The sequence below is a fragment of the Streptomyces sp. NPDC033136 genome (genome assembly GCF_055578235.1).
Map to the genome: position 1 here is coordinate 425219 of NZ_JBVIPD010000006.1, position 26853 is coordinate 452071.

General features: G+C 70.9%; 19 protein-coding genes and 1 pseudogene. 10 read left to right on the top strand and 10 right to left on the bottom strand.

What is annotated here, in order from left to right; translation table 11 throughout:
- Positions 1–212 precede the first annotated feature (212 nt).
- A complete protein-coding gene (locus ACZ5TL_RS14840; RefSeq protein ID WP_468589998.1) occupies positions 213–776 on the bottom strand; it encodes a hypothetical protein in 564 nt (187 codons plus the stop codon).
- A gap of 421 nt (positions 777–1197) precedes the next feature.
- Here ACZ5TL_RS14840 and ACZ5TL_RS14845 point away from each other — a divergent pair, with 421 nt between their 5' ends.
- Genes ACZ5TL_RS14845 through ACZ5TL_RS14865 form a run of 5 tightly spaced genes read left to right on the top strand, consistent with a single transcriptional unit; the run spans position 1198 to position 9339 of the window.
- A complete protein-coding gene (locus ACZ5TL_RS14845) occupies positions 1198–4230 on the top strand; it encodes a nitrate- and nitrite sensing domain-containing protein (protein WP_468589999.1) in 3033 nt (1010 codons plus the stop codon).
- Positions 4227–4661, top strand: a complete 435-nt coding sequence (locus ACZ5TL_RS14850) for a roadblock/LC7 domain-containing protein (RefSeq protein ID WP_468590000.1) — start codon at positions 4227–4229, stop codon at positions 4659–4661. The genes ACZ5TL_RS14845 and ACZ5TL_RS14850 overlap by 4 nt, the downstream gene beginning before the upstream one ends.
- 9 nt (positions 4662–4670) lie before the next feature.
- Positions 4671–5066, top strand: coding sequence for a DUF742 domain-containing protein (locus ACZ5TL_RS14855; protein WP_010046285.1), 396 nt, complete (start codon positions 4671–4673; stop codon positions 5064–5066).
- Between the two features lie 24 nt (positions 5067–5090).
- Positions 5091–8753: a hydantoinase B/oxoprolinase family protein gene (locus ACZ5TL_RS14860; RefSeq protein ID WP_468590001.1), complete on the top strand. Its 3663-nt coding sequence runs from the start codon at positions 5091–5093 to the stop codon at positions 8751–8753.
- Positions 8734–9339, top strand: coding sequence for a GTP-binding protein (locus ACZ5TL_RS14865; protein ID WP_468590002.1), 606 nt, complete (start codon positions 8734–8736; stop codon positions 9337–9339). The genes ACZ5TL_RS14860 and ACZ5TL_RS14865 overlap by 20 nt, the downstream gene beginning before the upstream one ends.
- 85 nt (positions 9340–9424) lie before the next feature.
- On the opposite strand, the gene glpK is transcribed toward ACZ5TL_RS14865, so the two are convergent.
- The 5 genes and pseudogenes from glpK to ACZ5TL_RS14890 all read right to left on the bottom strand — a co-directional run bounded on the left by glpK (position 9425) and on the right by ACZ5TL_RS14890 (position 14504).
- Positions 9425–10945 carry a glycerol kinase GlpK gene (gene glpK / locus ACZ5TL_RS14870; RefSeq protein WP_468590003.1) on the bottom strand — a complete coding sequence of 507 codons (1521 nt, stop codon included), beginning with the start codon at positions 10943–10945 and terminating at the stop codon, positions 9425–9427.
- A 21-nt stretch (positions 10946–10966) separates the two neighbouring features.
- On the bottom strand, positions 10967–11764 hold the full coding sequence (locus tag ACZ5TL_RS14875; protein ID WP_468590004.1) for an MIP/aquaporin family protein: 798 nt from the start codon (positions 11762–11764) through the stop codon (positions 10967–10969).
- Between the two features lie 701 nt (positions 11765–12465).
- Positions 12466–12668, bottom strand: a pseudogene (locus ACZ5TL_RS14880) (diguanylate cyclase); the annotation flags it as partial.
- Positions 12669–12891: 223 nt separating this feature from the next.
- On the bottom strand, positions 12892–14082 hold the full coding sequence (locus ACZ5TL_RS14885) for a lipid-transfer protein (RefSeq protein WP_468590005.1): 1191 nt from the start codon (positions 14080–14082) through the stop codon (positions 12892–12894).
- Complete coding sequence (locus ACZ5TL_RS14890; protein WP_468590046.1) at positions 14079–14504, bottom strand: Zn-ribbon domain-containing OB-fold protein; 426 nt, start codon at positions 14502–14504, stop codon at positions 14079–14081. Before ACZ5TL_RS14890 ends, ACZ5TL_RS14885 begins: the two co-directional genes overlap by 4 nt.
- Positions 14505–14644: 140 nt before the next feature.
- On the opposite strand from ACZ5TL_RS14890, the gene ACZ5TL_RS14895 reads away from it, so the two are divergent.
- Positions 14645–15454, top strand: coding sequence for a M15 family metallopeptidase (locus tag ACZ5TL_RS14895; protein ID WP_468590006.1), 810 nt, complete (start codon positions 14645–14647; stop codon positions 15452–15454).
- Between the two features lie 46 nt (positions 15455–15500).
- The gene (locus ACZ5TL_RS14900) at positions 15501–16034 is read left to right on the top strand and encodes an NUDIX domain-containing protein (protein ID WP_468590007.1); all 534 of its coding nucleotides are present in this window, start codon (positions 15501–15503) and stop codon (positions 16032–16034) included.
- 2 nt (positions 16035–16036) lie between these two features.
- On the opposite strand, the gene ACZ5TL_RS14905 is transcribed toward ACZ5TL_RS14900, so the two are convergent.
- On the bottom strand, positions 16037–18412 hold the full coding sequence (locus ACZ5TL_RS14905; protein WP_468590008.1) for a glycoside hydrolase family 31 protein: 2376 nt from the start codon (positions 18410–18412) through the stop codon (positions 16037–16039).
- Between the two features lie 210 nt (positions 18413–18622).
- Between ACZ5TL_RS14905 and ACZ5TL_RS14910 the strand changes: the two genes are divergently transcribed.
- Positions 18623–20590 carry an acetoacetate--CoA ligase gene (locus tag ACZ5TL_RS14910; RefSeq protein ID WP_468590009.1) on the top strand — a complete coding sequence of 656 codons (1968 nt, stop codon included), beginning with the start codon at positions 18623–18625 and terminating at the stop codon, positions 20588–20590.
- A gap of 21 nt (positions 20591–20611) precedes the next feature.
- Here the strand turns inward: ACZ5TL_RS14910 and ACZ5TL_RS14915 are convergent, their stop codons facing one another.
- Entirely contained in the window at positions 20612–21931 is a 1320-nt protein-coding gene (locus ACZ5TL_RS14915) for an aminotransferase class I/II-fold pyridoxal phosphate-dependent enzyme (RefSeq protein WP_468590010.1), read from the bottom strand.
- Between the two features lie 45 nt (positions 21932–21976).
- Here ACZ5TL_RS14915 and ACZ5TL_RS14920 point away from each other — a divergent pair, with 45 nt between their 5' ends.
- Both ACZ5TL_RS14920 and ACZ5TL_RS14925 read left to right on the top strand, forming a co-directional pair.
- Positions 21977–23251 (top strand): MFS transporter, encoded by a 1275-nt coding sequence (locus ACZ5TL_RS14920; protein WP_468590012.1) that lies wholly within the window; start codon positions 21977–21979, stop codon positions 23249–23251.
- Positions 23252–23275: 24 nt separating this feature from the next.
- Positions 23276–24166, top strand: a complete 891-nt coding sequence (locus ACZ5TL_RS14925; RefSeq protein WP_468590014.1) for a hypothetical protein — start codon at positions 23276–23278, stop codon at positions 24164–24166.
- Between the two features lie 79 nt (positions 24167–24245).
- On the opposite strand, the gene ptsP is transcribed toward ACZ5TL_RS14925, so the two are convergent.
- Entirely contained in the window at positions 24246–25916 is a 1671-nt protein-coding gene (ptsP, locus tag ACZ5TL_RS14930; RefSeq protein ID WP_468590015.1) for a phosphoenolpyruvate--protein phosphotransferase, read from the bottom strand.
- A 79-nt stretch (positions 25917–25995) separates the two neighbouring features.
- Positions 25996–26445 (bottom strand): PTS sugar transporter subunit IIA, encoded by a 450-nt coding sequence (locus ACZ5TL_RS14935; RefSeq protein ID WP_468590017.1) that lies wholly within the window; start codon positions 26443–26445, stop codon positions 25996–25998.
- Positions 26446–26853 lie beyond the last annotated feature (408 nt).

Below are 26853 nucleotides of genomic sequence, written 5' to 3' on the forward strand. Positions count from 1 at the left end.
CCCCCCAGCGGCCCAGCGAAAACCCGCCCCTCGCCTGGCGCCGCACGGTGAGGGGGCGCCGGCCGGGGCCGACCGGCCGGCGCCCTGAATCCTGGTGCCGCCCGCCTCGTCAGGTCCCGGAACCGGCCGAGTTCCTGAGTGCCAGTACCGGCCATCTCGTCAGGACCTCGGCCCCCGCCTCACTTCACGCCTCTCACTTCACGCAGCTCACTTCACGAATGCGACAACTGCCCGGCCCCACCCCGCCGGCCTATCCGCCCCTGAGCCCGCTCGGCGGCGCCTGCCTGTCGCCCGGTGCGGCGCCGCTCGCGTCGCAGCGCCCGCGCTGTGCTGCTCGGCACGGAGACCACGCCGTTGCGCTGGTTCCATACCTGGCGGGTCACCCACACGTCGAGCGCTCCCCAGGTGGCCACGACCGTACTGACCACACTGCTGATGACCACGGGGAACGCCAGCCAGGACCCGGCCATGGTGCACAGAAAGGCCACCATCGCCTGGATCAGCGTCACCGCTATGAGGAGGACCGCCCGCACGGCCGCCGTCCGGACCGGATCCGGCAACCGGCGCCGCCTCGCCGGCTCCTCGACCCACAGGGGCCGGTAGTGCTGCCGCTCGCCCCCGTCACTGCCCAGTTCGTGAGCCTGTGCCATTGCTCCAGGCGCTGTGCTCTCTGTCACGTCATCCGGATCGTCGCGAACGGTCGCCTCGGCATCCCGATGCCCCGTCACCCGCGCCCCACCCGTTCCGAGCGTCTCGCGCCGCTCCGCCGTGCCCATCACCGTGTCACTCCCCACCGCCAGCAGACCGCTCGCTCGCATCCGAAGACCCGTGCTCCCCAGCGGCTGCCCGGCTTGCGCTCTCTTACGCCGCCCGGTTGCGGGATGCGGCTCCTGTGGCCCATTCCGCCCCCATTTCCCGTAGAGAAGGACGAACAACCCCTCACGAAGATTCCCAAGAACCGATGATTTTCAGCCAACCGCCCTGGCCGTCCACGAGGATTGGCCGGTGTGACCACCATGGGTTCCGGGGAGACAACTCACGCAATGCCCGGACAACTCACCATGCCTCGTGGCTGGCGCGGAAGTTCAGCTTCCGGACCGGTCTTCGAGTTCCCCGTGCGTCGGTAGTAGGCTCGCGCCGTTTGTTGACGCACATGTGTACCCCCGGTAGCCCCGGGGGCCCGAGCAGGGGGAGGCCATGCGCTTTCGCGGGAAGTCCATCCGCCGGAAGATCGTGGCGCTGCTTCTCGTGCCGCTGGTGTCCCTGACGGCGATCTGGACCTTCGCCACGGTGCTCACGGGGCGTGAGGCGGGCGACCTGTTCAACGTGTCGACCGTGGTCGAGGAGATCGGTTACCCCATCGAGGACACCGTCCGTGTCCTCCAGGAGGAACGCCGCCAGACCCTCGTCTATCTCGCCGACCCCCGCGCCTCCGACGGGCTCGCCGCACTCCGGCGCAGCCGCACCGCCACCGACAAGGCTGTCGGCGGCATTCGCGAGAACGCCCGGAACCCCGACGTGCGCGACGCGATGGGCGAGGACACGGACGAGCGGCTGACCGCGGTCCTGGACGCCTTCGAAGGCATCGAGTCGCTGCGCCGCAGCGTCGAGGACGGCACCGTCAACCGCTCCCAGGCCCTCGACCTCTACAACCGGCTGGTCGACCCCTGCTACGTCCTCCTCACCAACCTGCACGTGGTCGACAACGTCGAACTGGACAAGCAGTACCGCGCGCTGGTCAATCTCGCCCGTGCCCGCGAACTGCTCTCCCGCGAGGACGCCCTCCTCGGCTCCGCCCTGATCGTCGGCAAGATCTCCCACTCCGAAGAGCGCGACATCTCCGACCTCGTGGCCCAGCGCACCCTGATGTACGACGTCAACCTCCAGCTGCTGCCCGTGGCGGAACGCGACCGCTACGAAAGCTTCTGGAAGAACGCCTCCTCCGCGCCCCTGCGCGTAGCCGAGGAAGCAGCCCTCTCCTCCGGCGCCGGAACACCCCGCGGCATCACCGCGAAGAGCTGGGACAGCGCCGCCGGCAACGTGCTCGACGAACTCGGCACCCTCAACGACCAAGCCAACGACCGCTACCAGGACCGCGTCCACCCCGTGGCCGTGGGCGTCATCGCCAAGGCGGTCATCGCCGGCGCACTCGGACTGATCGCGCTCCTGCTCTCCCTCTTCCTCTCCGTGCGCGTCGGCCGCACCCTCATCCGCGATCTGCGCCAGCTGCGCCTGGATGCCCACGAAGCCTCCGGGGTGCGGCTCCCCAGCGTGATGCGCCGCCTCTCGGCAGGCGAGCAGGTTGACGTCGAGACCGAGGTCCCGCGCCTGGAGTACGACAAGAACGAGATGGGCGAGGTCGGCCAAGCCCTCAACACCCTGCAGCGCGCCGCCGTCGAGGCCGCCGTCAAGCAGGCCGAACTGCGCGCCGGCGTCTCCGAGGTCTTCGTCAACCTCGCGCGCCGCAGCCAGGTCCTGCTCCACAAGCAGCTCACCCTGCTCGACGCCATGGAGCGCAGGACCGAGGACACCGAGGAACTCGCCGACCTCTTCCGCCTCGATCACCTGACGACCCGCATGCGCCGGCACGCCGAGGGCCTGGTGATCCTCTCCGGCGCCGCGCCCTCCCGCCAGTGGCGCAAGCCGGTCCAGCTCATGGACGTCGTTCGCGCCGCCGTCGCCGAGGTCGAGGACTACGAGCGCATCGAGGTCCGCCGCCTCCCGCGTGTCGCCGTCACCGGCCCGGCCGTCGCCGACCTCACGCATCTCGTGGCCGAACTCCTGGAGAACTCCACCGTCTTCTCGCCGCCGCACACCGCGGTCCAGGTCCTGGGCGAGCGGGTCGCCAACGGCTTCACCCTGGAGATCCACGACCGTGGCCTCGGAATGGCCGCCGAAGCGCTCCTGGACGCCAACCTCCGGCTCGCCGAGACACCGGAGTTCGAACTGTCCGACACGGACCGGCTCGGTCTGTTCGTGGTCAGCCGTCTCGCCCAGCGCCAGAACGTCCGGGTCTCCCTGCAGCCCTCCCCGTACGGCGGCACCACCGCGGTCGTCTTCATCCCCGACGCGCTGCTGACGGACGACGTCCCGGACACCAACGGCATCGGCTTCCGGCTCGACCGCCCCCAGCTGGCCCCGGAGAGCGAGCCGCAGGACGCCCGCCGCGCCGCGCTGTCCCCGGCCTCCGCCCAGCGGCCCGGCCTGCCGGCCTCCCTTCTGAACGGACCGGTCGAGCTGGAGGGCCCGGTTGGCCTGGACACCGTCGGCGACTTCCCCGGCGCCCTGGAGGACGAGGACAGCGAGCACGGCGGCCTGTTCCGCCCACGCCGCCACTCCCTCACCCGAGCCGAGGACGAGACGGCCGCCGACGCCAGCGGCGGCCGGGACCGGACGGACGCCGGCGACGAGCTGGGCGCACCGGTCCAGCTGCCCCGCCGCCACACCCCCAAGCTGGTCAGCTCGCACGGCCGCCCGGTCACCGAGCAGCGCCCCCGGAGGGGCAGGTCCGACGAGGAGACCGCCCCGGGCGCGGGCCGCACGGAAACGGGCGCCGCAGCCGCGCTCCCGCCGAGGCGCCGGAGCGAGGACTCCGCGAGCGACCGGTCCGGCCCCGAGCCCGCGTCCGCCCTTCCGGCCCGCCGCCGCAGCGAGACGTCCACGACCGGAAGCCGACGCGGTGAGGCACAGCCGGACGCACCGCCGCCGCTGCCGGCCCGCCGCCGGGGTACGGACTCCACTCGCCGTGGCATCGGCTCGGCAGGCCGCGCCGAGGAGCACACCGAGTCCCCGGTCTCGCCCCTCGGTGACCGCTCGGAGCAGTCCGCTCTTCCCAGGCGGAACCGCCGCGCGGAGATCGCTTCCAACGGCCCGGACGCACCCGGCCACCGCCCCGGCTCTCCGCAGGGTGCCACCGGCGGACCCCCGCGCCACGAGGCCGGCTCCGGTGCCGTGCCCCGGGGGACCGGCTCCGCACCCCAGCCCGGATCCGGCACCGCGCCCCTGCCCCGCCGCGTCCGGCAGGCCAACCTGGCCCCGCAGCTGAAGCGGACTACAGAACCGCGTACGGAGAACACGGCCGAGCCCGTCGAACGCGACGCCGAGGAAGTACGCAGCCGCATGGCCTCGCTCCAGCGCGGCTGGCAGCGCGGCCGTGAGGAGAACGCCGCGGGCGATGCCGCCCACAGCGGCACAGCACGACAAGGAACGACAGAGGGGGACGGTCGATGACCGCACCGAAGGCGACCGGCCACACCACGACCAACACGGGCGAGCTGAACTGGCTCCTCGACGACCTGGTGAACCGCGTCGCGAGCATCCGCAAGGCCCTCGTGCTCTCCGGCGACGGATTGCCGACGGGCGTGTCCAAGGACCTGACCAGGGAGGACAGTGAGCACCTCGCTGCCGTCGCCTCCGGCTTCCACAGCCTCGCCAAGGGTGTGGGACGCCACTTCGAGGCTGGCAACGTCCGCCAGACGGTCGTCGAGCTCGACGACGCCTTCCTGTTCGTGACGGCCGCCGGCGACGGCAGCTGCCTCGCCGTGCTCTCGGACGCCGACTCCGACGTCGGCCAGGTCGCCTACGAGATGACGCTCCTCGTCAAGCGGGTGGGTGTGCATCTGGGCGCCGCTCCGCGCACCGATCTGCCCGCAGGCGGGTAGTGGAATGACATGAGCGCTGACGGTCAGGGAAGAAGCCACTGGTTCGACGACGAGGCCGGACCGGTCGTCCGTCCGTACGCCATGACCCGCGGCCGCACCAGCAGCCAGGGCCAGCATCGCCTGGACCTGATCGCGGTCGTGGTCACGGAACCGCACGCGGACGACCCCGAGGCCGACCACATGCTCTCCCCGGAGCACGTGGACATCGTCGAACTGTGCCGTGACGTCCCGCAGTCGGTCGCCGAACTCGCAGCGGAACTCGACCTGCCGATCGGGGTGGTACGGGTCCTCGTCGGAGATCTCGTGGACGCGGAGTTCGTCCATGTGAACCGGCCCGTCCCCCCTGCCGAACTGCCGGACGAGAGTATTCTGCGCGACGTGATCAACGGCCTCCGGGCGCTGTGAGCAGCGCGGAAGCGGGGTACTGACGTGACTGGCTGGCAGTTCTGGGTCGACCGAGGCGGCACCTTCACCGACGTCGTCGCGCGGCGCCCGGACGGCCGGCTGCTCACGCACAAGCTGCTCTCGGACAACCCCGCGCGCTACGCCGACGCGGCGGTCGAGGGCGTGCGTACCCTGCTGGACGGCTCCGGTGATCCCATCGAGACCGTACGCATGGGGACCACGGTCGCCACCAACGCGCTCCTGGAGCGCACGGGCGAGCGCACCCTGCTGCTCGTCACCCGCGGCTTCCGCGACTCCCTGCGCATCGCCTACCAGAACCGCCCGAGCATCTTCGCCCGCCGCATCGAGCTGCCCGAGCTGCTGTACGAACGGGTCGTCGAGGTCGACGAGCGCATCGCCGCCGACGGCACCGTCCTGCGCGCTCCCGACCTGGACGCCCTCGCGGGGCCCCTCCAGGAGGCGTACGACGACGGGATCCGGGCCGTCGCCGTGGTCTGTATGCACAGTCACCGTCACCCCGCCCACGAGCAGGCCGTCGGGGAACTCGCAGCCCGCATCGGTTTCCCGCAGATCTCGCTCTCCAGCGAGGCCAGCCCCCTGATGAAACTCGTCCCGCGCGGAGACACCGCCGTCGTCGACGCCTACCTCTCGCCCGTCCTGCGCCGCTACGTCCGGCACGTCGCCGACGAGCTCGAAGGCGTCCGGCTGATGTTCATGCAGTCCAACGGCGGTCTTACCGAGGCCGGGCAGTTCCGCGGGAAGGACGCCATCCTTTCCGGGCCGGCCGGTGGCATCGTCGGCATGGCCCGTATGTCGCAGCTCGCCGGCTTCGACCGCGTCATCGGCTTCGACATGGGCGGCACCTCCACCGACGTCTCCCACTTCACGGGCGCGTACGAACGCGTCTTCACCAGCCAGATCGCCGGCGTCCGGTTGCGCGCCCCCATGCTGGACATCCACACCGTCGCCGCCGGTGGTGGCTCGGTCCTGCACTTCGACGGCTCCCGGTACCGCGTAGGGCCGGACTCGGCGGGCGCGGACCCGGGGCCCGCCTGCTACCGCGGCGGTGGCCCGCTCGCCGTCACCGACGCCAACGTCATGCTCGGCCGCATCCAGCCCGCACACTTCCCGCAGGTGTTCGGCGCGCACGGCGACGAGCCCCTGGACGAGGCGCTCGTCCGGGACCGCTTCACCACCCTCGCACGCGACATCGGCGAGCGGACCGGCGACGATCGCACCCCGGAGCAGGTCGCCGAGGGCTACCTGCAGATCGCCGTGGCCAACATCGCGTCCGCCGTGAAGCGGATCTCCGTCCAGCAGGGCCACGACATCACCCGCTACGCCCTCACCACGTTCGGCGGCGCCGGCGGCCAGCACGCCTGCATGGTCGCCGACTCCCTCGGCATCCGCACCGTCCTGGTGCCGCCCATGGCCGGCGTGCTCTCCGCGCTCGGCATCGGCCTCGCCGACACCACCGCCATGCGCGAGCAGTCCGTCGAGGCACCCCTGGAACCCGGCTCGATGCCCGGCGTCCGCGAAACCGCCGCGGACCTGGAGGCGGCGGCTCGCGCCGAACTCCTCGCCGAGGACGTCCCCGAGGAGCACATCGAGGTCACCCGCCGCGCGGAACTCCGCTACGACGGCACCGACACCACCCTCACCGTCGAGCTGACCGAGCCCGGCACGATGCGGCACGCCTTCGAAGAACGTCATCGCGCCACGTACTCCTTCACACTCGACCGCCCGATCGTCGTCGAAGCCCTCTCCGTCGAAGCCACCGGCATCACCGAACCCCCCGATCTCTCCGCTCTCGCCCCCTTCGGAGCCACCGCCGACGGCAGCTCCGACCACAGCCCCGCCGCGCCCCCGACCGTCCGCCTCCACACGGGCGGCGCCTGGCGCGACGTACCCCTCCACCACCGCGAGGACCTTTCCCCCGGCCACCTCGTCGTCGGCCCCGCGATCATCGCCGAGGCCGGCTCCACGACCGTCGTCGACGACGGCTGGTGGGCCGCCGCGACCGACGACGGGCATCTGGTCATGGAACGCGCGGCGATTACGCAGAGTTCCGATCTCGACACGAAAGTCGACCCGGTTCAGCTCGAGGTCTTCAACAACCTCTTCATGTCCATCGCCGAGCAGATGGGTGCCCGCCTCGAATCCACCGCCCAGTCCGTCAACATCAAGGAGCGCCTGGACTTCTCCTGCGCTCTCTTCGACCCGGACGGGAATCTGGTGGCCAACGCCCCGCACATCCCCGTCCACCTGGGCTCGATGGGCACGAGCGTCAAGGAGGTCATCCGCCGGCGTGGCTCCCGCACGCGCCCGGGCGACACCTACGCCGTCAACGACCCGTACCACGGTGGCACCCACCTGCCCGACGTCACCGTGATCACCCCGGTCTTCGGCACCGCACCGCCGACCGACACGGAGAGTGACCCCGAGGTCCTCTTCTACGTCGCCTCGCGCGGCCACCACGCCGAGATCGGCGGCATCGCCCCCGGCTCCATGCCCGCGAACAGCCGCAGCATCGAGGAGGAGGGGGTCCTCTTCGACAACTGGCTGCTCACCGAGAACGGCCGCTTCCGCGAGGGCGAGACCCTCCGCCTCCTCACCGAGGCTCCGTACCCGTCCCGCAACCCGAAGACCAACCTCGCCGACCTGCGCGCCCAGATCGCCGCCAATCAGAAGGGCGTCGACGAGGTCGGCCGTATGATCGAGGACTTCGGCCTCGACGTCGTCCAGGCATACATGCGGCACGTCCAGGACAATGCCGAAGAAGCCGTGCGCCGCGTCATCGACGCTCTCGACGACGGCGACTGCGCCTACGAGACCGACTCGGGCGCCGTCATCCGCGTGAGCGTGCGGGTGGACCGCGCGAACCGTGCCGCGACCATCGACTTCACAGGGACCTCGGCGCAGCTCGCCACCAACTTCAACGCGCCCTTCTCGGTCGTCAACGCGGCCGTCCTGTACGTCTTCCGCACCCTCGTCGCCGACGACATCCCCCTCAACGACGGCTGCCTGCGCCCCCTGAGCATCGTGGTACCGCCCGGGTGCCTGCTCGCGCCCGAGCCCCCGGCTGCCGTCGTCGCGGGCAACGTGGAGACCTCCCAGGCCGTCACTGGCGCCCTCTACGCGGCGCTCGGCGTCCAGGCCGAGGGCTCCGGGACGATGAACAACGTCACCTTCGGCAACGAACGCCACCAGTACTACGAGACCGTCGCCTCCGGCTCAGGCGCGGGCGACGGCTTTCCCGGCGCACCCGTCGTCCAGACCCACATGACCAACTCTCGCCTCACCGACCCCGAGGTCCTGGAGTGGCGACTGCCCGTGCTCATCGAGGAGTTCGCGGTCCGGCCGGGCAGCGGCGGCGCGGGCCGCTGGCGCGGCGGGGACGGCGCCGTGCGCCGCATCCGCTTCCTGGAACCCATGACCGTCTCCACACTGTCCCAGCACCGTCGCGTCCCTCCGTACGGCATGGCGGGCGGCGAGCCGGGCGCGCTCGGCGTCAACCGGGTGGAGCACGCCGACGGCACGGTGACCGAGCTGGGCGGCAGCGACTCCGCGGATGTCCTCAGCGGCGACGTACTCGTCATCGAAACCCCCGGCGGCGGAGGCTACGGCCGGCCGTCACCCGACCCCCATCAAGCAGGAGAAGAGATCGATGATCTTCGGGCGTTCTGAGCGCGGCAAGCCTCCGGTCGAGCCCGTCACGCTCAAGATCCTGGTGGCCGGCGGCTTCGGCGTGGGCAAGACCACGCTCGTCGGCGCGGTCAGCGAGATCAGGCCGCTGCGCACCGAGGAACTGCTCACCGAGGCCGGGCGCCCGATCGATGACACGAGCGGTGTGGAAGGCAAGCACACCACGACCGTGGCCATGGACTTCGGGCGCATCACCCTCCGCGAGGACCTGGTGCTGTACCTCTTCGGTACGCCCGGTCAGGAGCGGTTCTGGTTCATGTGGGACGAGCTGTCCGAGGGCGCGCTCGGTGCCGTCGTGCTCGCCGACACCCGCCGCCTGGAGGACTCCTTCGCCGCAGTCGACTACTTCGAACGGCGCTCGATACCCTTCCTCGTCGGTGTCAACTGCTTCGAGGGCGCCCCCCGTTATCCCGTCGAGGACATCCGCCAGGCCCTCGACCTCGATGACGGCGTCCCACTCATGATGTGCGACGCCCGCGACCGGGAGTCGGTCAAGGAAGCCCTCATCGGCGTCGTCCAGCACGCGATGGCCTACGCGGCCGACCGCCGCCAGACGGTGACGACCTGACGCGCAGCGCCGCCGGGCACGGCCCCTACCCCCGCCGACGGGGGTACGGGCGCCGCCGTAAACGACGAGCCACGCGCGTGTGTGGCTAACTGTCGTCGTCCTCCTCCCAGCCGAAGCTCTTCTCCACGGCCTTGCGCCAGTTGTGGTGCTCGCGGTCCCGCACCGAGGCCTCCATGGACGGCGTCCACTCGACGTCCTTCTGCCAGTGCGCCTTGAGTTCGTCCAGGTCGTTCCACACACCGGTGGCCAGACCTGCCGCGTACGCGGCGCCCAGACAGGTCGTCTCGGAGACCTTCGGCCGCACCACCGGCACGTCGAGCACGTCCGCCTGGTGCTGCATGAGCAGGTTGTTCTTCGTCATGCCGCCGTCGACCTTCAGGGTGGTGATATGCACCCCGGAGTCCTGGTACATGGCGTCCACGACCTCGCGCGTCTGCCAGCTCGTCGCCTCCAGCACCGCGCGCGCGAGGTGTGCCTTCGTGACGTACCGGGTGAGGCCGGTGACCACACCGCGCGCGTCGGAGCGCCAGTACGGCGCGAACAGACCGGAGAACGCCGGGACGATGTACGCGCCGCCGTTGTCCTCGACGCTCGCCGCCAGGGGCTCGATCTCGTCCGCGGTACGGATGATGCCGAGCTGGTCGCGGAACCACTGGACCAGCGCGCCCGTTATGGCTATCGACCCCTCCAGGCAGTAGACCGGCGCCTCACTGCCGATCTTGTACCCCATCGTCGTCAGCAGGCCGCTCTTCGACGGCACCGGGCGGTTGCCCGTGTTGAGCAGCAGGAAGCTGCCCGTGCCGTACGTGTTCTTCGCCGTGCCCACGTCGTAACAGGCCTGTCCGAACACGGCAGCCTGCTGGTCGCCCAGCGCGGAGGCCACGGGCACGCCGGCCAGCTGGCCGACCGCGGTGCCGTACGTCTCCGCGGAGGAGCGGATCTCGGGCAGCATGGACTCCGGGATGTTCATCGCCGAGAGGATCGAGGAGTCCCACTGGAGGGTCTCCAGGTTCATCAGCATGGTGCGTCCGGCGTTGGTCACGTCGGTGACATGCTGCCCGCCGTCCGTGCCGCCGGTGAGGTTCCAGATCAGCCAGGAGTCCATCGTGCCGAAGGCGATCTCACCGCGTTCGGCACGCGCCCGGAGGTCGGGCACGTTGTCGAGCAGCCAGGCCGCCTTGGGCCCGGAGAAGTACGTCGCCAGCGGCAGTCCGGTCTGCTCGCGGAAGCGATCCTGCCCGTCCGATCCGCCCAACTGGTTGCACAGCGCCGCCGTCCGCGTGTCCTGCCAGACGATGGCGTTGTGCACCGGCTTGCCCGTCACGCGGTCCCACAGCAGGGTCGTCTCGCGCTGGTTGGTGATCCCCATCGCGCTCAGCTGGTCAGCCCGCAGACCGGCCTTGGCGAGCGCTCCGGCCACGACCGCCTGCACCTTGGACCAGATCTCGGTGGCGTCGTGCTCCACCCAGCCCGGCTTGGGGAAGATCTGGCGGTGCTCGCGCTGGTCGACGGCGACGATCGCGCCGTCCTGGTTGAAGACGATGCAGCGGCTCGATGTGGTGCCCTGGTCGATCGCGGCGACGTACTTCTCGGCGTTGTCCGTCATGGCTACCTCTCGATCGCTCGGTCAGAAGGCTGCGTTGTAGATGAGGGCCGCGAGAATTCCGCCGACCGCAGGTCCCGCCACCGGAATCCAGGAGTACCCCCAGTCGGACGCTCCCTTGTTCGGGATCGGGAGGAACTGGTGCGCGATGCGCGGACCGAGGTCACGTGCCGGGTTGATCGCGTAACCGGTGGGCCCACCGAGGGAGAGACCGATCCCGACGACCAGCAGGGCCACCAGGAGGATCGAGATGCCGGAGCCGTAGATGCCGGCGCCCTCGCCCGGGATCGGGCCGATGCCGACGCCCTGGACGACCCGGTTGTCGCCGACCAGGGCAAGGATGGGCAGCACCAGGGCGATGGTCGCGAGGATCTCCGTCATCAGGTTGGCGACCGGGTTCCTGATCTCGGGGATGGTGGAGAAGATGCCGAGCGTCGGCACCGGCTCGTCCAGCGTGCCTTCCGTGGTGCCCGTCTTCCGCACGTTGGCCTGGAACTGGGCGAAGTAGACAAGATACGCGAGGACGGCGCCCAACGTCGCCCCGACCAGCTGCCCGAGCAGGTAGACCCAGACCTTGCCCCACACGCCCGTGTCGACGGCCAGGCCCAGTGTGACAGCGGGGTTGATGTGGCCGCCCGACAACGGGGCGGCGGTGTACGCGCCGGCCAGGACGCCGAAGCCCCAGCCGAACGCGATGACGATCCAGCCCGAGGCCCGGGCCTTCGAGAATCGCAGGGTCACGGCTGCGTTGACACCCGCGCCGAACAAGATGAGGATCGCCGTGCCGATGATCTCGCCGACGAAGATGTCTACGTTGCTCATGGCGGCTCCTAGGCCCAGGCCCGGGGACGATCGCCCCGGTCCTCATGTGCAGGGTGCGTTTCCCATGGCTGGTTCAGCCGAAGGCGGGGTGTTCCCGTGCCCCGTCGGCATCCATGACGAGCGTGCTGTATCCATGACGAGCGTGCCGTCCCAGCCGGATCGCCCGTGGGGAACGGGCCTTGGCGCAGGCGCACGCACGCGCCGCAGTGCCGGGATACGCCGAGTATGTACGGCGATGTCGACTGACACGGGAAGTGTTCACCGGCACCCCAAAAGCGTCAAGGTCGCCGACCGCAACGGTTGACGGCCATGTGGCGGCGGCCGGGCTCTTGCCGGGCCAAGTGGCCGGTTGACGGCTGCGGCGGTGCCCGGTCAGGTCGTTGTTCAGGTCTGTTCGTGGCTCGCGCGGGCCTTGGTGCGCCGCTCGAGGCTCGGCCGGGGCGTCCGGCCCTCCGCTGGACTCCGCCATCGGCGACCGACCAGCGTCACCCTGACCTCCTCGCTCTTCTCGTGTACAGGATCTACCTGACCAGGCGGTTTCTCAACCGCACGAGGTCGGCACGGTTCCGGGCGGCATGCGGGGCCTGTCGCCGTCCTGCTCGGGCACGGTCCGGAGCTATGAAGGTCCGGAGCTACGTGACGGCCCCTCCGGCCTCGGCCACCCAGAGGAGGTTCAGTTCACGCCCCTCTCGACCGTCAAAGGTCTCCCTGCGCACCGCCGCGCGCACCGCGCAGACGGCCAGCCGGCAGTCGAGCCCCTGGTCCCGCCTGGGCCCAGCCGGGCCTCGGCCAGGAGGTCGCCGGTCTCCGGCCGGGCGAGTGTCTCCAGTCCGGCGACCGCGCCGTCCGTCAGATTGACGACCGGTGGGAAGGCGAAGCGGAGAGTGTCCGTCCAGGGGTGCACGGGAGCATGACCGCCACCACCGTTGCCCGCCCGAGCGCAGTTCATGAGACGTTCACGCAGAGTCCTGCACGGGCACAGAGCGTATGGTTGACGGGCGCCTCGCCCGGCCACAGCCCGACAGCGTCGGCCACCGGCTCGACGTCGCCTCGTCCCGGGCTCTCCGGTTTGCCGCTGCGGCTGTACGACCGGCACCACATCGGCTCCGGCCCAGTGCCACTGCGGCTCACCGCACCGCGATCACCGCCGATCCGTGCCCGAACAACCCCTGGTTCGCGCTGATGCCGACGCGCGCTCCCGCGACCTGCCGGGCACCCGCCTCGCCCCGGAGCTGCCAGGTCAGCTCGCACACCTGGGCTATCGCCTGTGCGGGAACCGCCTCACCGAAGGAGGCCAGCCCACCACTGACGTTCACCGGTATGCGCCCGCCCAGGGCCGTCCCCCCGTCCCGCAGCAGCTTCACGCCCTCGCCCTCGCCGCACAGCCCCAAGTCCTCGTACCACTGCAGTTCGAGGGCCGTGGACAGGTCGTAGACCTCGGCCAGCGACAGGTCCTCCGGCCCGATGTGCGCCTCCTCGTAAGCCGCACGCGCGATCGACATGCGGAACGTCTCGCCGGGTGGATCCACCGCTGCCGCGGAGTCCGTGGCGATGTCCGGCAGGTCCGGCACGGTGTTGGGGTAACGCGGTGTCACCGTGGACACGGCCCGGATGCGCACCGGCTCCGTATGCCCGTGTCGCGTTGCGAATTCCATGCTCGACAGCACCACCGCCGCACCGCCGTCGGAGGTCGCGCAGATGTCGAGCAGCCGTAGCGGATCGGCGACGACAGCAGAGGCGGCGACCTCCTCGCAGGTGACGCCGTTGCGGTAGCGCGCGTTCGGGTTCAGTGCTCCCATTGCCGCGTTCTTCACCTTCACCTGTGCGAAGTCGTCACGTGTGTCACCGTGCAGAGCCATGCGTCTGCGGGCGTACAGCGCGAAGTACACGGGGTTGGTCGCCCCGAGGATCCGGAACCGCAGCCAGTCGGGATCGTCGGGCCGGTCCCCACCCGCGGGACGGAAGAACCCCCTGGGAGCCGCGTCGGCCCCCACCACGAGCACGACATCGCCGAGCCCGGAGAGGATCCGGGCCCGCGCGGCGTCAAGGGCCTGCGCCCCGGACGCGCAGGCCGCGTACACGCTGGTGACCCGGGCTCCTTGCCAGCCCAGTGCCTTCGCGAAGGTCGCCCCGGCGACATACCCCGGGTATCCGCCACGCACGGTGTCCGCGCCGACGATCGAGCCGATGTCCCGCCACTCCAGCCCGGCATCGGCGAGTGCCGCGCGGGCGGCTGTGACGCCGTACTCGACGAAGCTGCGCCCCCACTTGCCCCACGGGTGCATGCCCGCGCCGAGCACCGCCACCTCCTGACTCATGCCTTCACCCCCGTCGGCCGCCAGTGCCACGTCGTCCAGGTCGTCTCCGCGTCCTCGTGGAGCACGCCCGGCACGACCTCCACCTCCATGCCCACCGCCAGATCGGTGACGGTGACCCCGGGAGCCGCCTGGCCCAGCACCACCATCCGCTCGGCCTCGAGCTCCACAGCGATCAACGTGCACGGTTCCCACGAAAGTTCCGGATCGCTCACGTAGGGTGACGGTGGCCGATACCGGCTGTCGGTGTACGACCAAATATGCCCCCGCCGCGACAGCGGGACCTCCTCCAGCTCCCCGCCCGCGCAGGCGGGGTTGCGGCAGTGATGGTCCTCGCGGGGGAAGAAGACCGAGGCGCACGCCGAGCAGCGGGTTCCGAGCAGCCGGAAGCCGTCCCCGTCCTCGGCGAACCACCCCGCCACCACAGGCGTGCGTGTGCGCGACACAGTTCCTCCCCGCAGACCAGATCTGACGGAACGTCAGAAGTGTGCCACGGTCCGCCGGAGATCGGCAGTCGTCGCGCCACGCTTCCCCGGCAAGCCAACTCCTGATAGACGCAGGGAACATGACACGACTCACCACCGTGACGCGCGCCCTGAGCACCGCGGTCGCCGCCCTGCTGACAGCGACCGCTTCCACCGCCCCCGCCCAGGCCGGGACCGGTCCCAAGGCCCCGAAGGGCTTCGTGGCGTTGCGAAGCGTGGACCCGACGATCATCCAGGAGATGCGCTACGTCACCCCGCACAACTTCGTAGGGGAGCGCATCGACGGCTACAAGCAGCCGATCTGCGTCCTGACCCGCCCCGCCGCCGAGGCCCTCCACCAGGCCCAGAGGAAGCTGCTGCGCCAGGGCTACACGCTGAAGGTGTACGACTGCTACCGACCGCAGCGCGCGGTGGACCACTTCGTCCGCTGGGCCGAGGACCTCGACGACGAGGCGATGAAGGGCGAGTTCTACCCGGACGTCGACAAGAGCCGGCTGTTCGCCGACGGCTATATCTCCGAGAAGTCCGGCCACAGTCGCGGATCGACCCTGGACCTCACCCTCGTCAGGCTGCCGGCCGCACCGACCCGGCCGTACCACCCCGGAGAACCCCTCGTGCCGTGCTTCGCACCCCGGGCCGAGCGGTTCCCCGACAACTCGGTCGACATGGGGACCGGCTTCGACTGCTTCGACACCCTCTCGCACACCCTCGACCCGCGAATCCAGGGCGCACAGCGCGCCAACCGCCTGCTGCTCAAGGGCACCCTGGAAGGCCAGGGCTTCGTGAACCTGGCAGAGGAGTGGTGGCACTACACCTACAAGCCCGAGCCCTACCCGGACACCTACTTCGACTTCCCCGTGTCCAGGAAATCGCTCACCGGCCCTCACTGACCGCCTGCCCGCGAGGCCCTCCCGGTGATCGGCTACAGTCCGCCGCGTGTCCGAAACTCAGCACTCCAGTTCCAATTCCGCGCCGGACTCCCACTGTTCGAGCTGCGGCACGCCCTACGGAGAGGGCGTCTCCGGCTGGCCCCGCACCTGTCCGGCGTGCGGCGCCCAGGCCTACCGCAATCCGCTCCCGGTCGCGGTGGCCCTCCAGCCGGTCTACGACACCAAGGGCACCGCCCTGGTCGTCATCACCCGAACCGTCGCCCCCGCACGCGGGGGCATCGCCCTGCCCGGCGGCTACGTCGACCACCGGGAGGACTGGCGGCAGGCCGTCGTCCGCGAACTCAGGGAAGAGACCGGCATCGACGCGGCCGGCCGCGACGTACGGCTCGTCGACGCGATGAGTTCGCCCGACGGACACCTGCTGCTGTTCGGCGTCCTCCCGGAACGCCCGGCCGAAGGCCTGCCGCCCTCCACCGCCACGGACGAGACGGAGGGCTGGCACCTCCTGCGCAGGCCGGAGGAGCTGGCCTTCCCGCTCCACACCGTGGCCGTACGGGCCTGGTTCGAGGGCCGCTACTGAGCTCAGCGCTCCCCGGCTCCGCGGACGCGCACAGGGTGGGGCGGCTCACCCCCGCCGTCCTCACCCTCCCGACCCTCCCGCTCGACGACCACCCGCGAGCCCGCCCACCGGGCGGTGTAGCGCTCGATCTCCGGCTCGTCCCACCCCTCGCCCCCGTCCGGCACGACCAGCCCGCCCCCGGTCCGTCCCCGGGCGGGCGCCCACACCTCCAGTTCCAGCCCGCCGTCCTCCCCGCGCACGGGAAGCACGGCACCCGCGCGTGCGAACACCGGGATCCGGGACAGGGGCGCTTCGACGAGTACCTGCCCCGGCCCCTCGTACGCCTGCTCCGTCACCGTGTCGTACCAGCGCCCGCGGGGCAGCCGCACGGCTCGCCGGTCGGCGCCCGGTGCGAGCACTGGCGCCACGAGCAGGCTGTCACCCAGCAGGAAGACGTCGTCGCAGTCCCGCAGCGCCCGCTCCTCCGGTGCCGCCCACCACAGGGGCCGCACATAAGGCGCTCCGGTGCGCCGGGCCAGATGCGCCAGCGTCATGAAGTACGGCAGCAGACGACGGCGTTCCACGAGCGCCACGCGCGCGTGCTCCAGCACCTCGGCACCGAACTCCCACGGCTCTCTGCGCCCCGCCCGCAGACTCGCGTGCGTCCGGAAGAGCGGCAGGTACGCACCCAGCTGGAACCACCGCAGGTACAGCTCGGGTGACGGATCCCCGTCGAAGCCTCCGATGTCCGGCCCCGAGTACGGAACGCCGCACAGCCCGAGCCCCAGCACCAGCGCCAGCGACGCGCGCAGCCCGGGCCAGCCGGTGGCCACGTCTCCCGACCACGTCCCCCCGTAACGCTGCATCCCGGCCCACCCGGAGCGGGAGAACAGGAACGGCCGTTCCTCGGGCGCGAGCCTCCGCAACCCTTCGAAGCCCGCCCTGGCCATGCACAGCGCGTACACGTTGTGCGCCTCGCGATGGTCCCCACCCCGCCCCTCCAGTGCGTGCCGGGCCGAACGCGGCAGTGTCGACTCCCCGAAGGCGGCGAACGACGTGGGCTCGTTCATGTCGTGCCAGAAACCCGAGAACCCCTGCGCGAGCCGCTCCTCGTAGAGGCCGCCCCACCACGCACGCACGCGTGCATGCGTGAAATCCGGAAACACCGCCTCACCGGGCCACACCACACCCTCCACGACCCGTCCCGAGGCGTCCCGCACGAACGCGTCCCCGGCCACCCCGCCGTCGTACACGGCATTGCCCGGCACGGCCTTGACGGCCGGATCGACGATCGACACCAGCCGGATGCCGTCCCTGCGGAGCTCCTCGGCCAGCACGGGCAGCTTCGGGAAGCGGTCCTGGTCGACGGTGAACACCTGATGCGCGTCCAAGTGGTCGATGTCCAGGTGCAGGGCGCCGAGCGGCAGCCCGTGCTCCAGGTAGCCCGCGGCGATCCGCCGCACCTCCTGCTCACTGCCGAAGCCCCACCGCGCGTGCTGATGACCGAGCGCCCACGCCGGAGGCAACGCCGGGGCGCCGGTGAGCGAGGCCCAGGCGAGCAGCACGCGCGCGGGGGTGCCCACCATCACCCAGCAGCGCAGCGGACCACCGTCCATCCGCAAGTCGCTCGTCCCCGCGCGATCATGCCCCGACCCCGCGCCCTCCTCGCCCTCCCGCAACGTCACCGTGCCGTCCCACGCGTTGTCGTGGAAAGCCAGGTGCGTACCGCCGTCGGAGACCACCAGTTGCACCGGCATCGTGATGTACAGCGGGTCGTCACCCGGCGTGAACGGACGGCCCGGGTCGGTGTTCCACAGCCGGTACGTCCCGGCCGGCAGCCGGGGGCCCGAGGCACGCCCCCCGAGGCCGAAGAACCGCGCGTCCGCGGCCACCTCCGACCGCTGCATCCACCGTGCCGGGCCGCCGCCGACCGGCTCCCACCACCGCGGCGGCAGATCACGCCGCAGCGTCACGCCACCGGGCGTCTGCACCTCCACCGCACCGTGCCGCGAGACGACGACCGTCACCCGCTCGGCCACCACCCGCCAGCCGCCGTCCTTGTCCGGCTCCAGCACCGCCCGCGGATCCGGCTCCGGACACCGGCCGGCCAGCGCGTACGACGGCTCCGGCTCCGCCCCGTCCCACCCCCAGAAGACGGCCCCGTTCACAGCGACCAGAATCCGCAGCTCCGAGCGGCTGAACCGGACGACACCGCCCCCCGGCCCCGGCTCCGCCTCCCGCACGGTCCCTGGCACCCGCGCCCGCTCCGGGCCCCGCGACGGCAGCCCGCTGGCGTCGGCCCGCCGCCTGCGCCACGCTGCTCGTACGGTACGCACACCCTGCGCCGCCCCCACCGAAGCTACCGCTTTCACCGAACGCACCAGGTCACGACCGTTCATGTTGCCCACCCTGCCACTGACGGCGCAACGCGCGCGTGTCGTTCAACTGCCGTTCACCCGTGCCAGGACCACATCTTCACGACACGGACTCCGCGGGGCGCACCCTGGTGCCGAAGTCGATCACATGGCATTGTCCGTGCCAGCCGCTCACGCGCACACCCCAGCCGTGCGCGGAGGACGCACACGACGCGCACAAGCCGGGAGCCGACCATGTCGACCGTCAGTCCCCAGCCGCTCTGGCAACCCGACCCCGCACGCATCGCCCGGGCACGGATCAGCAAGTTCCAGGCCTGGTCCGCCGAGCACCACGGCGCCCCCGCCGAGGGCGGCTACGCGGCCCTGCAGCGCTGGTCCGTCGACGAGCTGGACACCTTCTGGAAAGCCGTCACCGAGTGGTTCGACGTCCGCTTCTCGACCCCCTACGCGCGCGTGCTCGGCGACCGCACCATGCCGGGCGCCCAGTGGTTCCCCGGGGCGACCCTCAACTACGCCGAACACGCCTTGCGCGCCGCCGGCACCCGCGCGGACGAACCGGCCCTCCTGCACGTCGACGAGACGCACGAAGCACGCCCTGTCACCTGGGCCGAGCTGCGCCGCCAGGTCGGCTCCCTGGCCGCCGAGCTGCGTGCCCTCGGCGTACGCCCCAAAGACCGCGTCAGCGGCTACCTGCCCAATGTCCCGCAGGCCGTGGTCGCCCTCCTCGCCACGGCAGCCGTGGGCGGCGTCTGGACCTCCTGCGCGCCCGACTTCGGAGCCCGCAGCGTCCTCGACCGCTTCCAGCAGGTCGAACCCGTCGTCCTGTTCACGGTCGACGGTTACCGCTACGGCGGCAAGGAGCACGACCGGCGCGAGGTCGTCGCCGAGCTGCGCCGCGAACTGCCCACCCTGCGGGCCGTCGTCCACATCCCCCTCCTCGGCACCGAGGCACCCGAGGGCGCCCTGGACTGGTCGGCCCTCACCTCGGCGGACACGGAGCCGCTCTTCGAGCAGGTGCCCTTCGACCACCCTCTATGGGTGCTCTACTCCTCGGGCACGACCGGCCTGCCCAAGGCCATCGTCCAGTCCCAGGGCGGCATCCTGGTCGAGCACCTCAAACAACTCGGCCTGCACTGTGACCTGGGTCCGGAGGACCGCTTCTTCTGGTACACGTCGACCGGCTGGATGATGTGGAACTTCCTCGTCTCCGGCCTGCTCACCGGCACCACGATCGTCCTCTACGACGGCAGCCCCGGCTACCCGGACACCGGCGCACAGTGGCGCATCGCCGAGCGCACCCGGGCCACTCTCTACGGCACCTCGGCCGCCTACGTCATGGCCTGCCGCAAGGCGGGCGTGCACCCCTCCCGCGACTTCGACCTCTCCTCCGTCCAGTGCGTCGCCACCACCGGCTCGCCCCTGCCGCCGGACGGCTTCCGCTGGCTCCACGACGAGGTCCGCGACGACCTGTGGATCGCCTCCGTCAGCGGCGGCACCGACGTGTGCTCCTGCTTCGCCGGCGCCGTACCGACCCTCCCGGTCCACGTCGGCGAGCTCCAGGCCCCCTGCCTCGGCACCGACCTGCAGTCCTGGGACCCGAGCGGCAACCCCCTGGTCGACGAGGTCGGCGAGCTCGTGGTCACCAACCCCATGCCGTCGATGCCCATCCACTTCTGGAACGACCCCGACGGCAGCCGCTACCACGACAGCTACTTCGACACGTACCCCGGCGTATGGCGGCACGGCGACTGGATCACCCTCACCTCCCGCGGATCCGTCGTCATCCACGGCCGCTCCGACTCCACGCTCAACCGCCAGGGCGTCCGCATGGGATCCGCCGACATCTACGAAGCCGTGGAACGCCTCCCCGAGATCAGGGAGTCCCTCGTCATCGGCATCGAGCAGCCCGACGGCGGCTACTGGATGCCTCTCTTCGTCCACCTGGCCCCCGGAGCCGTCCTCGACGGGGCCCTGCTGAACCGCATCAAGCAGACCATCCGCGAGCAACTGTCCCCGCGCCATGTCCCCGACGAGATCATCGAGGTACCCGGCGTCCCGCACACCCTCACCGGCAAGCGCATCGAGGTCCCCGTCAAGCGCCTCCTGCAGGGCACCCCGCTGGAGAAGGCGGTCAACCCGGGCTCCATCGACAACCTCGACCTGCTGGCCTTCTACGAGGACATTGCCCGCAAACGCGCCTGACGCCACTCCCGGGCGCGGCGATCAGCCCCCATAAGTGGCCTCGGACTCACCGAGCACGGCGGCGAAGTCCGAGGCCAGCCGTGCCGCCTCGGCCCGCTCCAGCCCGGCGACGGAGATCCGCACACCCGGAGCGGAGGACAGCCTGAACCGTGCCCCCGCCGCGATCCACCAGCCGTAGGACCGCAGCCCGTTCACCACGGCCGATTCGTCACGCACCGGCACCCACACGTTCAAGCCGCTGACCCCGTGCCCCGCGACACCCCGAGCCCGCAACTCCTCGAGCAGAGCGCGACGGCGTTGCGCGTACGCTCCCCTCGCGCGGGCCACCAACGCGCGCGTGCCGTCGTCGGTCAGGAGTCCGTGCACCGCCTCCTGGAGCAGATGGCTGACCCAGCCCGACGTCAGCAGCAGCCGTCCGTCGTGCCGCGCCAGCGTGACCGGATCACAGGCCGCCGCGGCCCACCGCAGATCGGGCCCCAGAAACTTGCTCACCGTCCGCACGTGCACCCAACGCGTCAACCCTCTGGCGGCCAGCGTGTGCAAGGGCGCGTCGGCGACCGCGGAGGCGTGGTCGTTCTCCACGACCAGCACATCGGGCTGGTCCCGGAGCAGGGCGGCAAGCGCGTCCCGGCGCTCGGCGGAGAAGCAACCGCCGTACGGATTCTGCGCCCTGGGGCTGCACACCACAGCCCGCACACCGGCCCGCAGGGCTCCACGCAGGGCATCGGGACGCAGGCCCTCGTCGTCCACGGCCACAGGCACCGCCCGCAACCCCAGAGCCGTCATCAGATCCAGGAGATGGTGGTAGCCGGGGTCCTCCATCGCTACGGCGTCACCGGGTCGCAGCTCCACGGACATCAGCCGCGCGATCAGATCCAGCGCCCCGTGGGCGAAGGTCACATGCTCCACCGGCACGCCGTCGGGGCGGAGCCAGTCCCGCACGGTCTCCTCCAACCGCGCCAGCCTGGGCGTCGCACGATGCGACCGGGACGCGGGGGACAGGTGCGATGACGGCAGGCGACCGGGAAGCAGTCGGCGATCCGGGTGGCCGCCGGCCAGGTCCCGCAGACCGTCGGGGACTTTGGGCGGTCGCCGGGACGCGACGGCAGGCGCGGGGGCCACGACCGTGCCGCCCCGTCCGCGCGTCACCACGACCCCGCGCTGCCGCAGTTCCTTGTAAGCCGTCGCGACCGTTCCGGGACTGACTCCGAGTTCGTCCGCCAGCCGCCGCACCGGGGGCAGGGCGGCCCCCGGCTCCAACGTGCCCTCGGCCACGCCCCGTTCGACGGACACGGCAATCCCCTTGGCCGTCGCACCACTGATCTCATATTGTGTTGCCACGTTGATGATTATGTATCAGTACATAATTCCATGCAAGGGGGAGCAGTGCATCCGACGCGCCGCACGATCGCCTGGTCCAAACGCATACCCGGAGGACCCGACGGACGCAGAATCGTCGCCGCCGCCCTCGTCGACCGCATCGGCAGCGGCCTGTGGGCCTCCGTCTCGGTCCTCTACTTCACTTACGTCTCCGCCCTCACCGTCGCCGAGATCGGCACCCTGGTCGCCGCCGCCGGAGCCATCGGAATCGCCGGCGCACCTCTGGCCGGCCGCATCGCCGACCGGCTGTCCCTCACCCGCGTCCTGATCGCCACGCAACTGGTGCGCTCTCTGGCCTCCCTCGCCCTGCTCACCACCGACAACTACGCCCTGCTCCTCGTCTACTCCGCCGTCGGCGGCCTCGGAGACCGGGCGTCGAGCGTCCTCACCAAGCTCTACGCCACCCGCGTCGCCGGACCGGACCGTGTCCGGTACCAGGCCCTCCACCGCACCCTCGCCAACGCCGGCTGGGCCCTGGGAGGTCTCACCGCCGCAGGCGCCCTCGCCGTCGGCGCCGCCGGCGCGTACCGGTGGCTCCTCGTGGGCGACGCCCTCTCCTTCGTCGCCTGCGCCCTGATCACGCTGCGCTGCGGCGAACCACCGTCCCCGTCCCGGACGGTCGCCACCTCCAAGGACGCCGCACCCGCGACCAAACCGCCCACCCCGTGGCGCGACCGCACCTATCTCGCATACGTCACCACCGAGACCGTCCTCTTCCTCGACGACGCCGTCTTCAAGGTCGGCCTGCCCCTGTGGATCGCCCACGAGAGCAACGCCCCACACGGCCTCGCACCCCTGCTGATGGTCCTCAACAACGTGATGGTGGTGGCCCTGCAGGTCCCGCTGGCCCGATTCGGCTCCACCACGGCAGCCGCCCGCTCCCTCCTGCTCCCGCTCTCGGCCGCCTTCGCACTCGGCGGTGCTGCCATGGCCCTCTCCGCCACCGGAGGCCCCGTCGCCTGCACCGTGCTCCTCACCGCCGCGGCCGCCCTGTTCACGCTGGCCGAAATGCTCCACGCCACTGTCTCCTGGGAACTCTCCGTCGCCCTCGCGCCCGACGCAGCGCAGGGCGCCTATCTGGGAGTCCACGGCGTGGCACAGTCCGCGCAGCGCAGCATCGGACCACTCGCAGTCACCGCCGCCATCGCCACCGGCCCCCTCGGCTGGGCCGCCTTCGGTGCCACCATCGCCCTGACCTGCATCGCCCAGCATCGCCTGGTCCGAGACCATCTCACCGGAAACCCATTGTCAGTGCCGTCGATTACTGTGAGTGAGCATTGATCGACCGTGCAACAGGGGGAAACAATGGCGCACACCGACAACCGGACCATGCGACGCGTCCTGGGCCGTGAAATCGCCGGAACCATCGGCCTGCTGACCGACGAGCACGACTTCCGGGCCATGCGGCGCTACCGCAGCTTCACCTTCGACGACCACACGGCCTACCTCCAACAGATCGAGGGCCTCCTCAGGACACGCGCCCTGCAGGGCAGTCACACCACGGTGGCCCTGTTCGACCCCGAGGAGTACGCCGAGTTCTGTACACGGAAAGGCCTGGACCCCGACGACCCGTCGAGCCGCACACGCTTCACGGCACAACTCGCCGTCACTGGACCGACCCTCCCGTACGAGGGTCAGCCGCTGGCCGACCTCCTCCCGGCCCTCGTCGACGAAGGCGTCCGCCAGGCCACCTGGGAGTACGCCACGACACTCCTCGCCCACCTGGGCGCCTGTGCCTCCTGCGGCGAGGACATCGGACGCGCGGCCTTCTCCCGCGCCTCGCACCTCCTCGCCCGCATCCTCGACACGGCCCCGCCCGGCAACCGGCACCTCGTCTGCAGCGTCACCGGTCCACCCGAAACGCTCGTCGCCGCACTCCACTGTGCCGACGACGACGGCGCCCTGGACCTCGACGAGACCGAGGCCCTCGAGTTCACCACTGTCCTGGCCCTCGGCCTGGCCACCGAGAGCCCCGGAGGCCTCGTCATCCGCGCCAGCGCCCCAGACACCCCCGACAGGGTGTACGGCTGGCGCCTGCGCTCCTACGGACTCCAGCCCCTCACCGCAGGAGAGGTCTTCGACGCCTACTGCACCGACATCGAGTCCGGAGACCTGATCTCCCCGGAATCCAACGTCGACTACTGCGCACCACCCGACCTCGGCGATGACAAACCCGCACGGGGACACCACCACTGAAACGCGAGAGGGGCGCCCCCTGGAAACCGCCCTCAGTGGAGCGCCCCTCCCGGGCGGCCATCGGCCGACCGTGCCCGGGCTACTCGCCCGACAACACCGCCTGCGCCGCGCTGCGCGCGTCCTCCGCGCTGTCCGACGCCCGCGCCGCCGCGGCGGCCCGCTCGCACTGCGCCAGCGTGTACTTCGCCAGCGTCGCCCGGACATAGGCAATCGACGCCGCACCCATCGAGAGAGAGGTGACGCCCAGGCCAGTCAGCACACACGCGAGCAATGGATCGGAAGCGGCCTCACCGCAGACACCACAGCTCTTGCCCTCGGCCTTCGCCGCCTCGGCGGACAGCGCCACCAGGTCGAGCAGCGCCGGCTGCCACGGGTCCTGCAGCCGGGAGACGGCACCCACCTGACGGTCCGCGGCGAATGTGTACTGCGCCAGGTCGTTGGTCCCGAGCGACAGGAACTCGACCTCCTGCAGGATCGAGCGGGCGCGTAGCGCCGCCGACGGGATCTCGACCATCGCACCGAACTTCGCCCTCAGCCCTGCCTCACGGCACGCGTCCGCGAAGGCCCGGGCGTCGGTGCGGTCCGCCACCATCGGGGCCATGACCTCGAGGTAGACCGGCAGCCCCTCCGCGGCCTTCGCGAGCGCGGTCAGCTGGCTGCGCAGGACCTCCGGGTGGTCGAGCAGCGTCCGCAACCCCCGCACGCCGAGCGCCGGGTTCGGCTCGTCGCCCGGCGTGAGGAAGTCGAGCGGCTTGTCAGCGCCCGCGTCCAGCACCCGCACCACGACACGCCCCTCGGGGAACGCTTCGAGCACCTGTCGGTACGCAGTGACCTGCCTGTCCTCGGGCGGCGCCTGCTTGCTGTCGTCCAGGAACAGGAACTCGGTACGGAAGAGCCCGACACCCTCGGCACCGGCCTCGACCGCGGCCGCGACATCCGCGGGACCACCGATGTTCGCGAGCAGGGGCACCTTGTGACCGTCCGCGGTCGCACCGGGCCCGGTCGACGCCGCCAGCGCGGCCTTCCGCTCCGCCGCCGCGGCCTCGAGCTGGGCCTTCCTCTCGTCACTCGGGTCCACGAAGATCTCACCCGTGCTGCCGTCGACGGCGATCATCGTGCCCTCGGCGAGCTCACCGGCCCCCGGCAGCGCCACCACTGCCGGGACACCGAGTGCCCGGGCCAGAATCGCGCTGTGGCTGGTCGGACCGCCCTCCTCGGTGACAAAGCCGAGCACCAGAGTCGGGTCCAGCAGCGCGGTATCGGCGGGTGCGAGATCGCGCGCAACAAGGACGTACGGTTCGTCGCTGTCGGGGACACCCGGCATCGGCACGCCCAGCAGCCGGGCGACGATTCGGTTCCGCACGTCGTCCAGGTCGGCCACCCGGCCGGCGAGGTACTCACCGGCAGCCGCCAGCAACTCGCGGTACGAGGCGAAGGCGTCGTACACCCCGCGCTCGGCCGTGCTGCCGACGGCGATCCGCCGCTCCACATCGGCCATCAGCTCGGGGTCCTGGGCCATCATGGCCTGCGCCTCGAGGACGGCCTGGGCCTCGCCCCCGGCCAGATTGCCGCGGGCCATCAGGTCCGCCGCCACCGCCTCCACGGCCTTGCGGGCGCGCCCCTGTTCACGCTCCGCCTCGTCCGCCGGGATCTGCTTCGCCGGCGGCTCGAGGACCGCCGTTCCCATATGCCGAACCTCGCCGATCGCCACACCGTGGCTGACGCCGACGCCTCGCAGCGTTGTCTCCATCTCACCCGTCTCCGAATAGTGCGGCGGGTCCCGCCGCCGCGTTGGTTGTCGTACTCGCCGTCATAGGACGGCACGGACGTCACTTCCAGAGGAAGAGACTGTCGCCGGCCTTCACATCGCCGTTGTCGCGAAGATCGGAGAGAGCTTCGGCCGTGGCTTCCAGCGCCACGACCGGGCAGACCGCGGACTTGCCGGCGGCCTCGACGGCGGCCGGGTTCCAGCGCACGATGCCCTGACCGCGCCGGACGGTGTCGCCCTTGTCCACGAGCAGCTCGAAACCCTCGCCGTTGAGCTGCACGGTGTCGATGCCGAGGTGGGTGAGCACGCCGTGTCCGTTCTCGTCCACGACGACGAACGCGTGCGGATGCAGGGAGACGATGACGCCGTCCACGGGCGAGACGGCTTCGGAGGAATCGCGTACGGGGTCGATGGCTGTGCCCGGGCCGACCATGGCCCCGGAGAAGACCGGATCCGGCACTGCGGCCAGTCCGATGGCGCGTCCAGCGAGTGGGGACGTCACGGTGGTCATGGGAAGCCTCCCAGGGGTGGAGATCGTTATGGCCGTCCCGGTAGGTACCGGACGGCACACCGTTCAGCAGCGTATGTCACGTGAAGTGCAGGTCCGCGTGGGCACTTCTAAGTGGTCTAGACCATACCTCAAATGGATTTGCATGCGCTCTGCGGCCGCGTGTACAGTCGTACTCCTGCCTGGGGCTGAACGACGCGACCTCGCATCCCGGCCCGGCAGCAACCAACTTGTCAGATCCTATCCCCGGGTCGCTTTCTGCATGCTCGCAGGGCAGTGGTCAGAGGGCCGGAAAAACACTGATAGAGTCGGAAACGCAAGACCGAAGGGAAGCGCCCGGAGGAAAGCCCGAGAGGGTGAGTACAAAGGAAGCGACCGTTCCTTGAGAACTCAACAGCGTGCCAAAAGTCA

Coding starts and splice junctions, on each gene's coding strand:
- ACZ5TL_RS14845 (WP_468589999.1), top strand. CDS start 1,198: ATGCGCTTTCGCGGGAAGTCCATCCGCCGGAAGATCGTGGCGCTGCTT.
- ACZ5TL_RS14850 (WP_468590000.1), top strand. CDS start 4,227: ATGACCGCACCGAAGGCGACCGGCCACACCACGACCAACACGGGCGAG.
- ACZ5TL_RS14840 (WP_468589998.1), bottom strand. CDS start 776: ATGGGCACGGCGGAGCGGCGCGAGACGCTCGGAACGGGTGGGGCGCGG.
- ACZ5TL_RS14885 (WP_468590005.1), bottom strand. CDS start 14,082: ATGAGTCAGGAGGTGGCGGTGCTCGGCGCGGGCATGCACCCGTGGGGC.
- ACZ5TL_RS14925 (WP_468590014.1), top strand. CDS start 23,276: ATGGCGCACACCGACAACCGGACCATGCGACGCGTCCTGGGCCGTGAA.
- ACZ5TL_RS14910 (WP_468590009.1), top strand. CDS start 18,623: ATGTCGACCGTCAGTCCCCAGCCGCTCTGGCAACCCGACCCCGCACGC.
- ACZ5TL_RS14865 (WP_468590002.1), top strand. CDS start 8,734: ATGATCTTCGGGCGTTCTGAGCGCGGCAAGCCTCCGGTCGAGCCCGTC.
- ptsP (WP_468590015.1), bottom strand. CDS start 25,916: ATGGAGACAACGCTGCGAGGCGTCGGCGTCAGCCACGGTGTGGCGATC.
- ACZ5TL_RS14905 (WP_468590008.1), bottom strand. CDS start 18,412: ATGAACGGTCGTGACCTGGTGCGTTCGGTGAAAGCGGTAGCTTCGGTG.
- ACZ5TL_RS14855 (WP_010046285.1), top strand. CDS start 4,671: ATGAGCGCTGACGGTCAGGGAAGAAGCCACTGGTTCGACGACGAGGCC.
- ACZ5TL_RS14935 (WP_468590017.1), bottom strand. CDS start 26,445: ATGACCACCGTGACGTCCCCACTCGCTGGACGCGCCATCGGACTGGCC.
- ACZ5TL_RS14895 (WP_468590006.1), top strand. CDS start 14,645: ATGACACGACTCACCACCGTGACGCGCGCCCTGAGCACCGCGGTCGCC.
- glpK (WP_468590003.1), bottom strand. CDS start 10,945: ATGACGGACAACGCCGAGAAGTACGTCGCCGCGATCGACCAGGGCACC.
- ACZ5TL_RS14875 (WP_468590004.1), bottom strand. CDS start 11,764: ATGAGCAACGTAGACATCTTCGTCGGCGAGATCATCGGCACGGCGATC.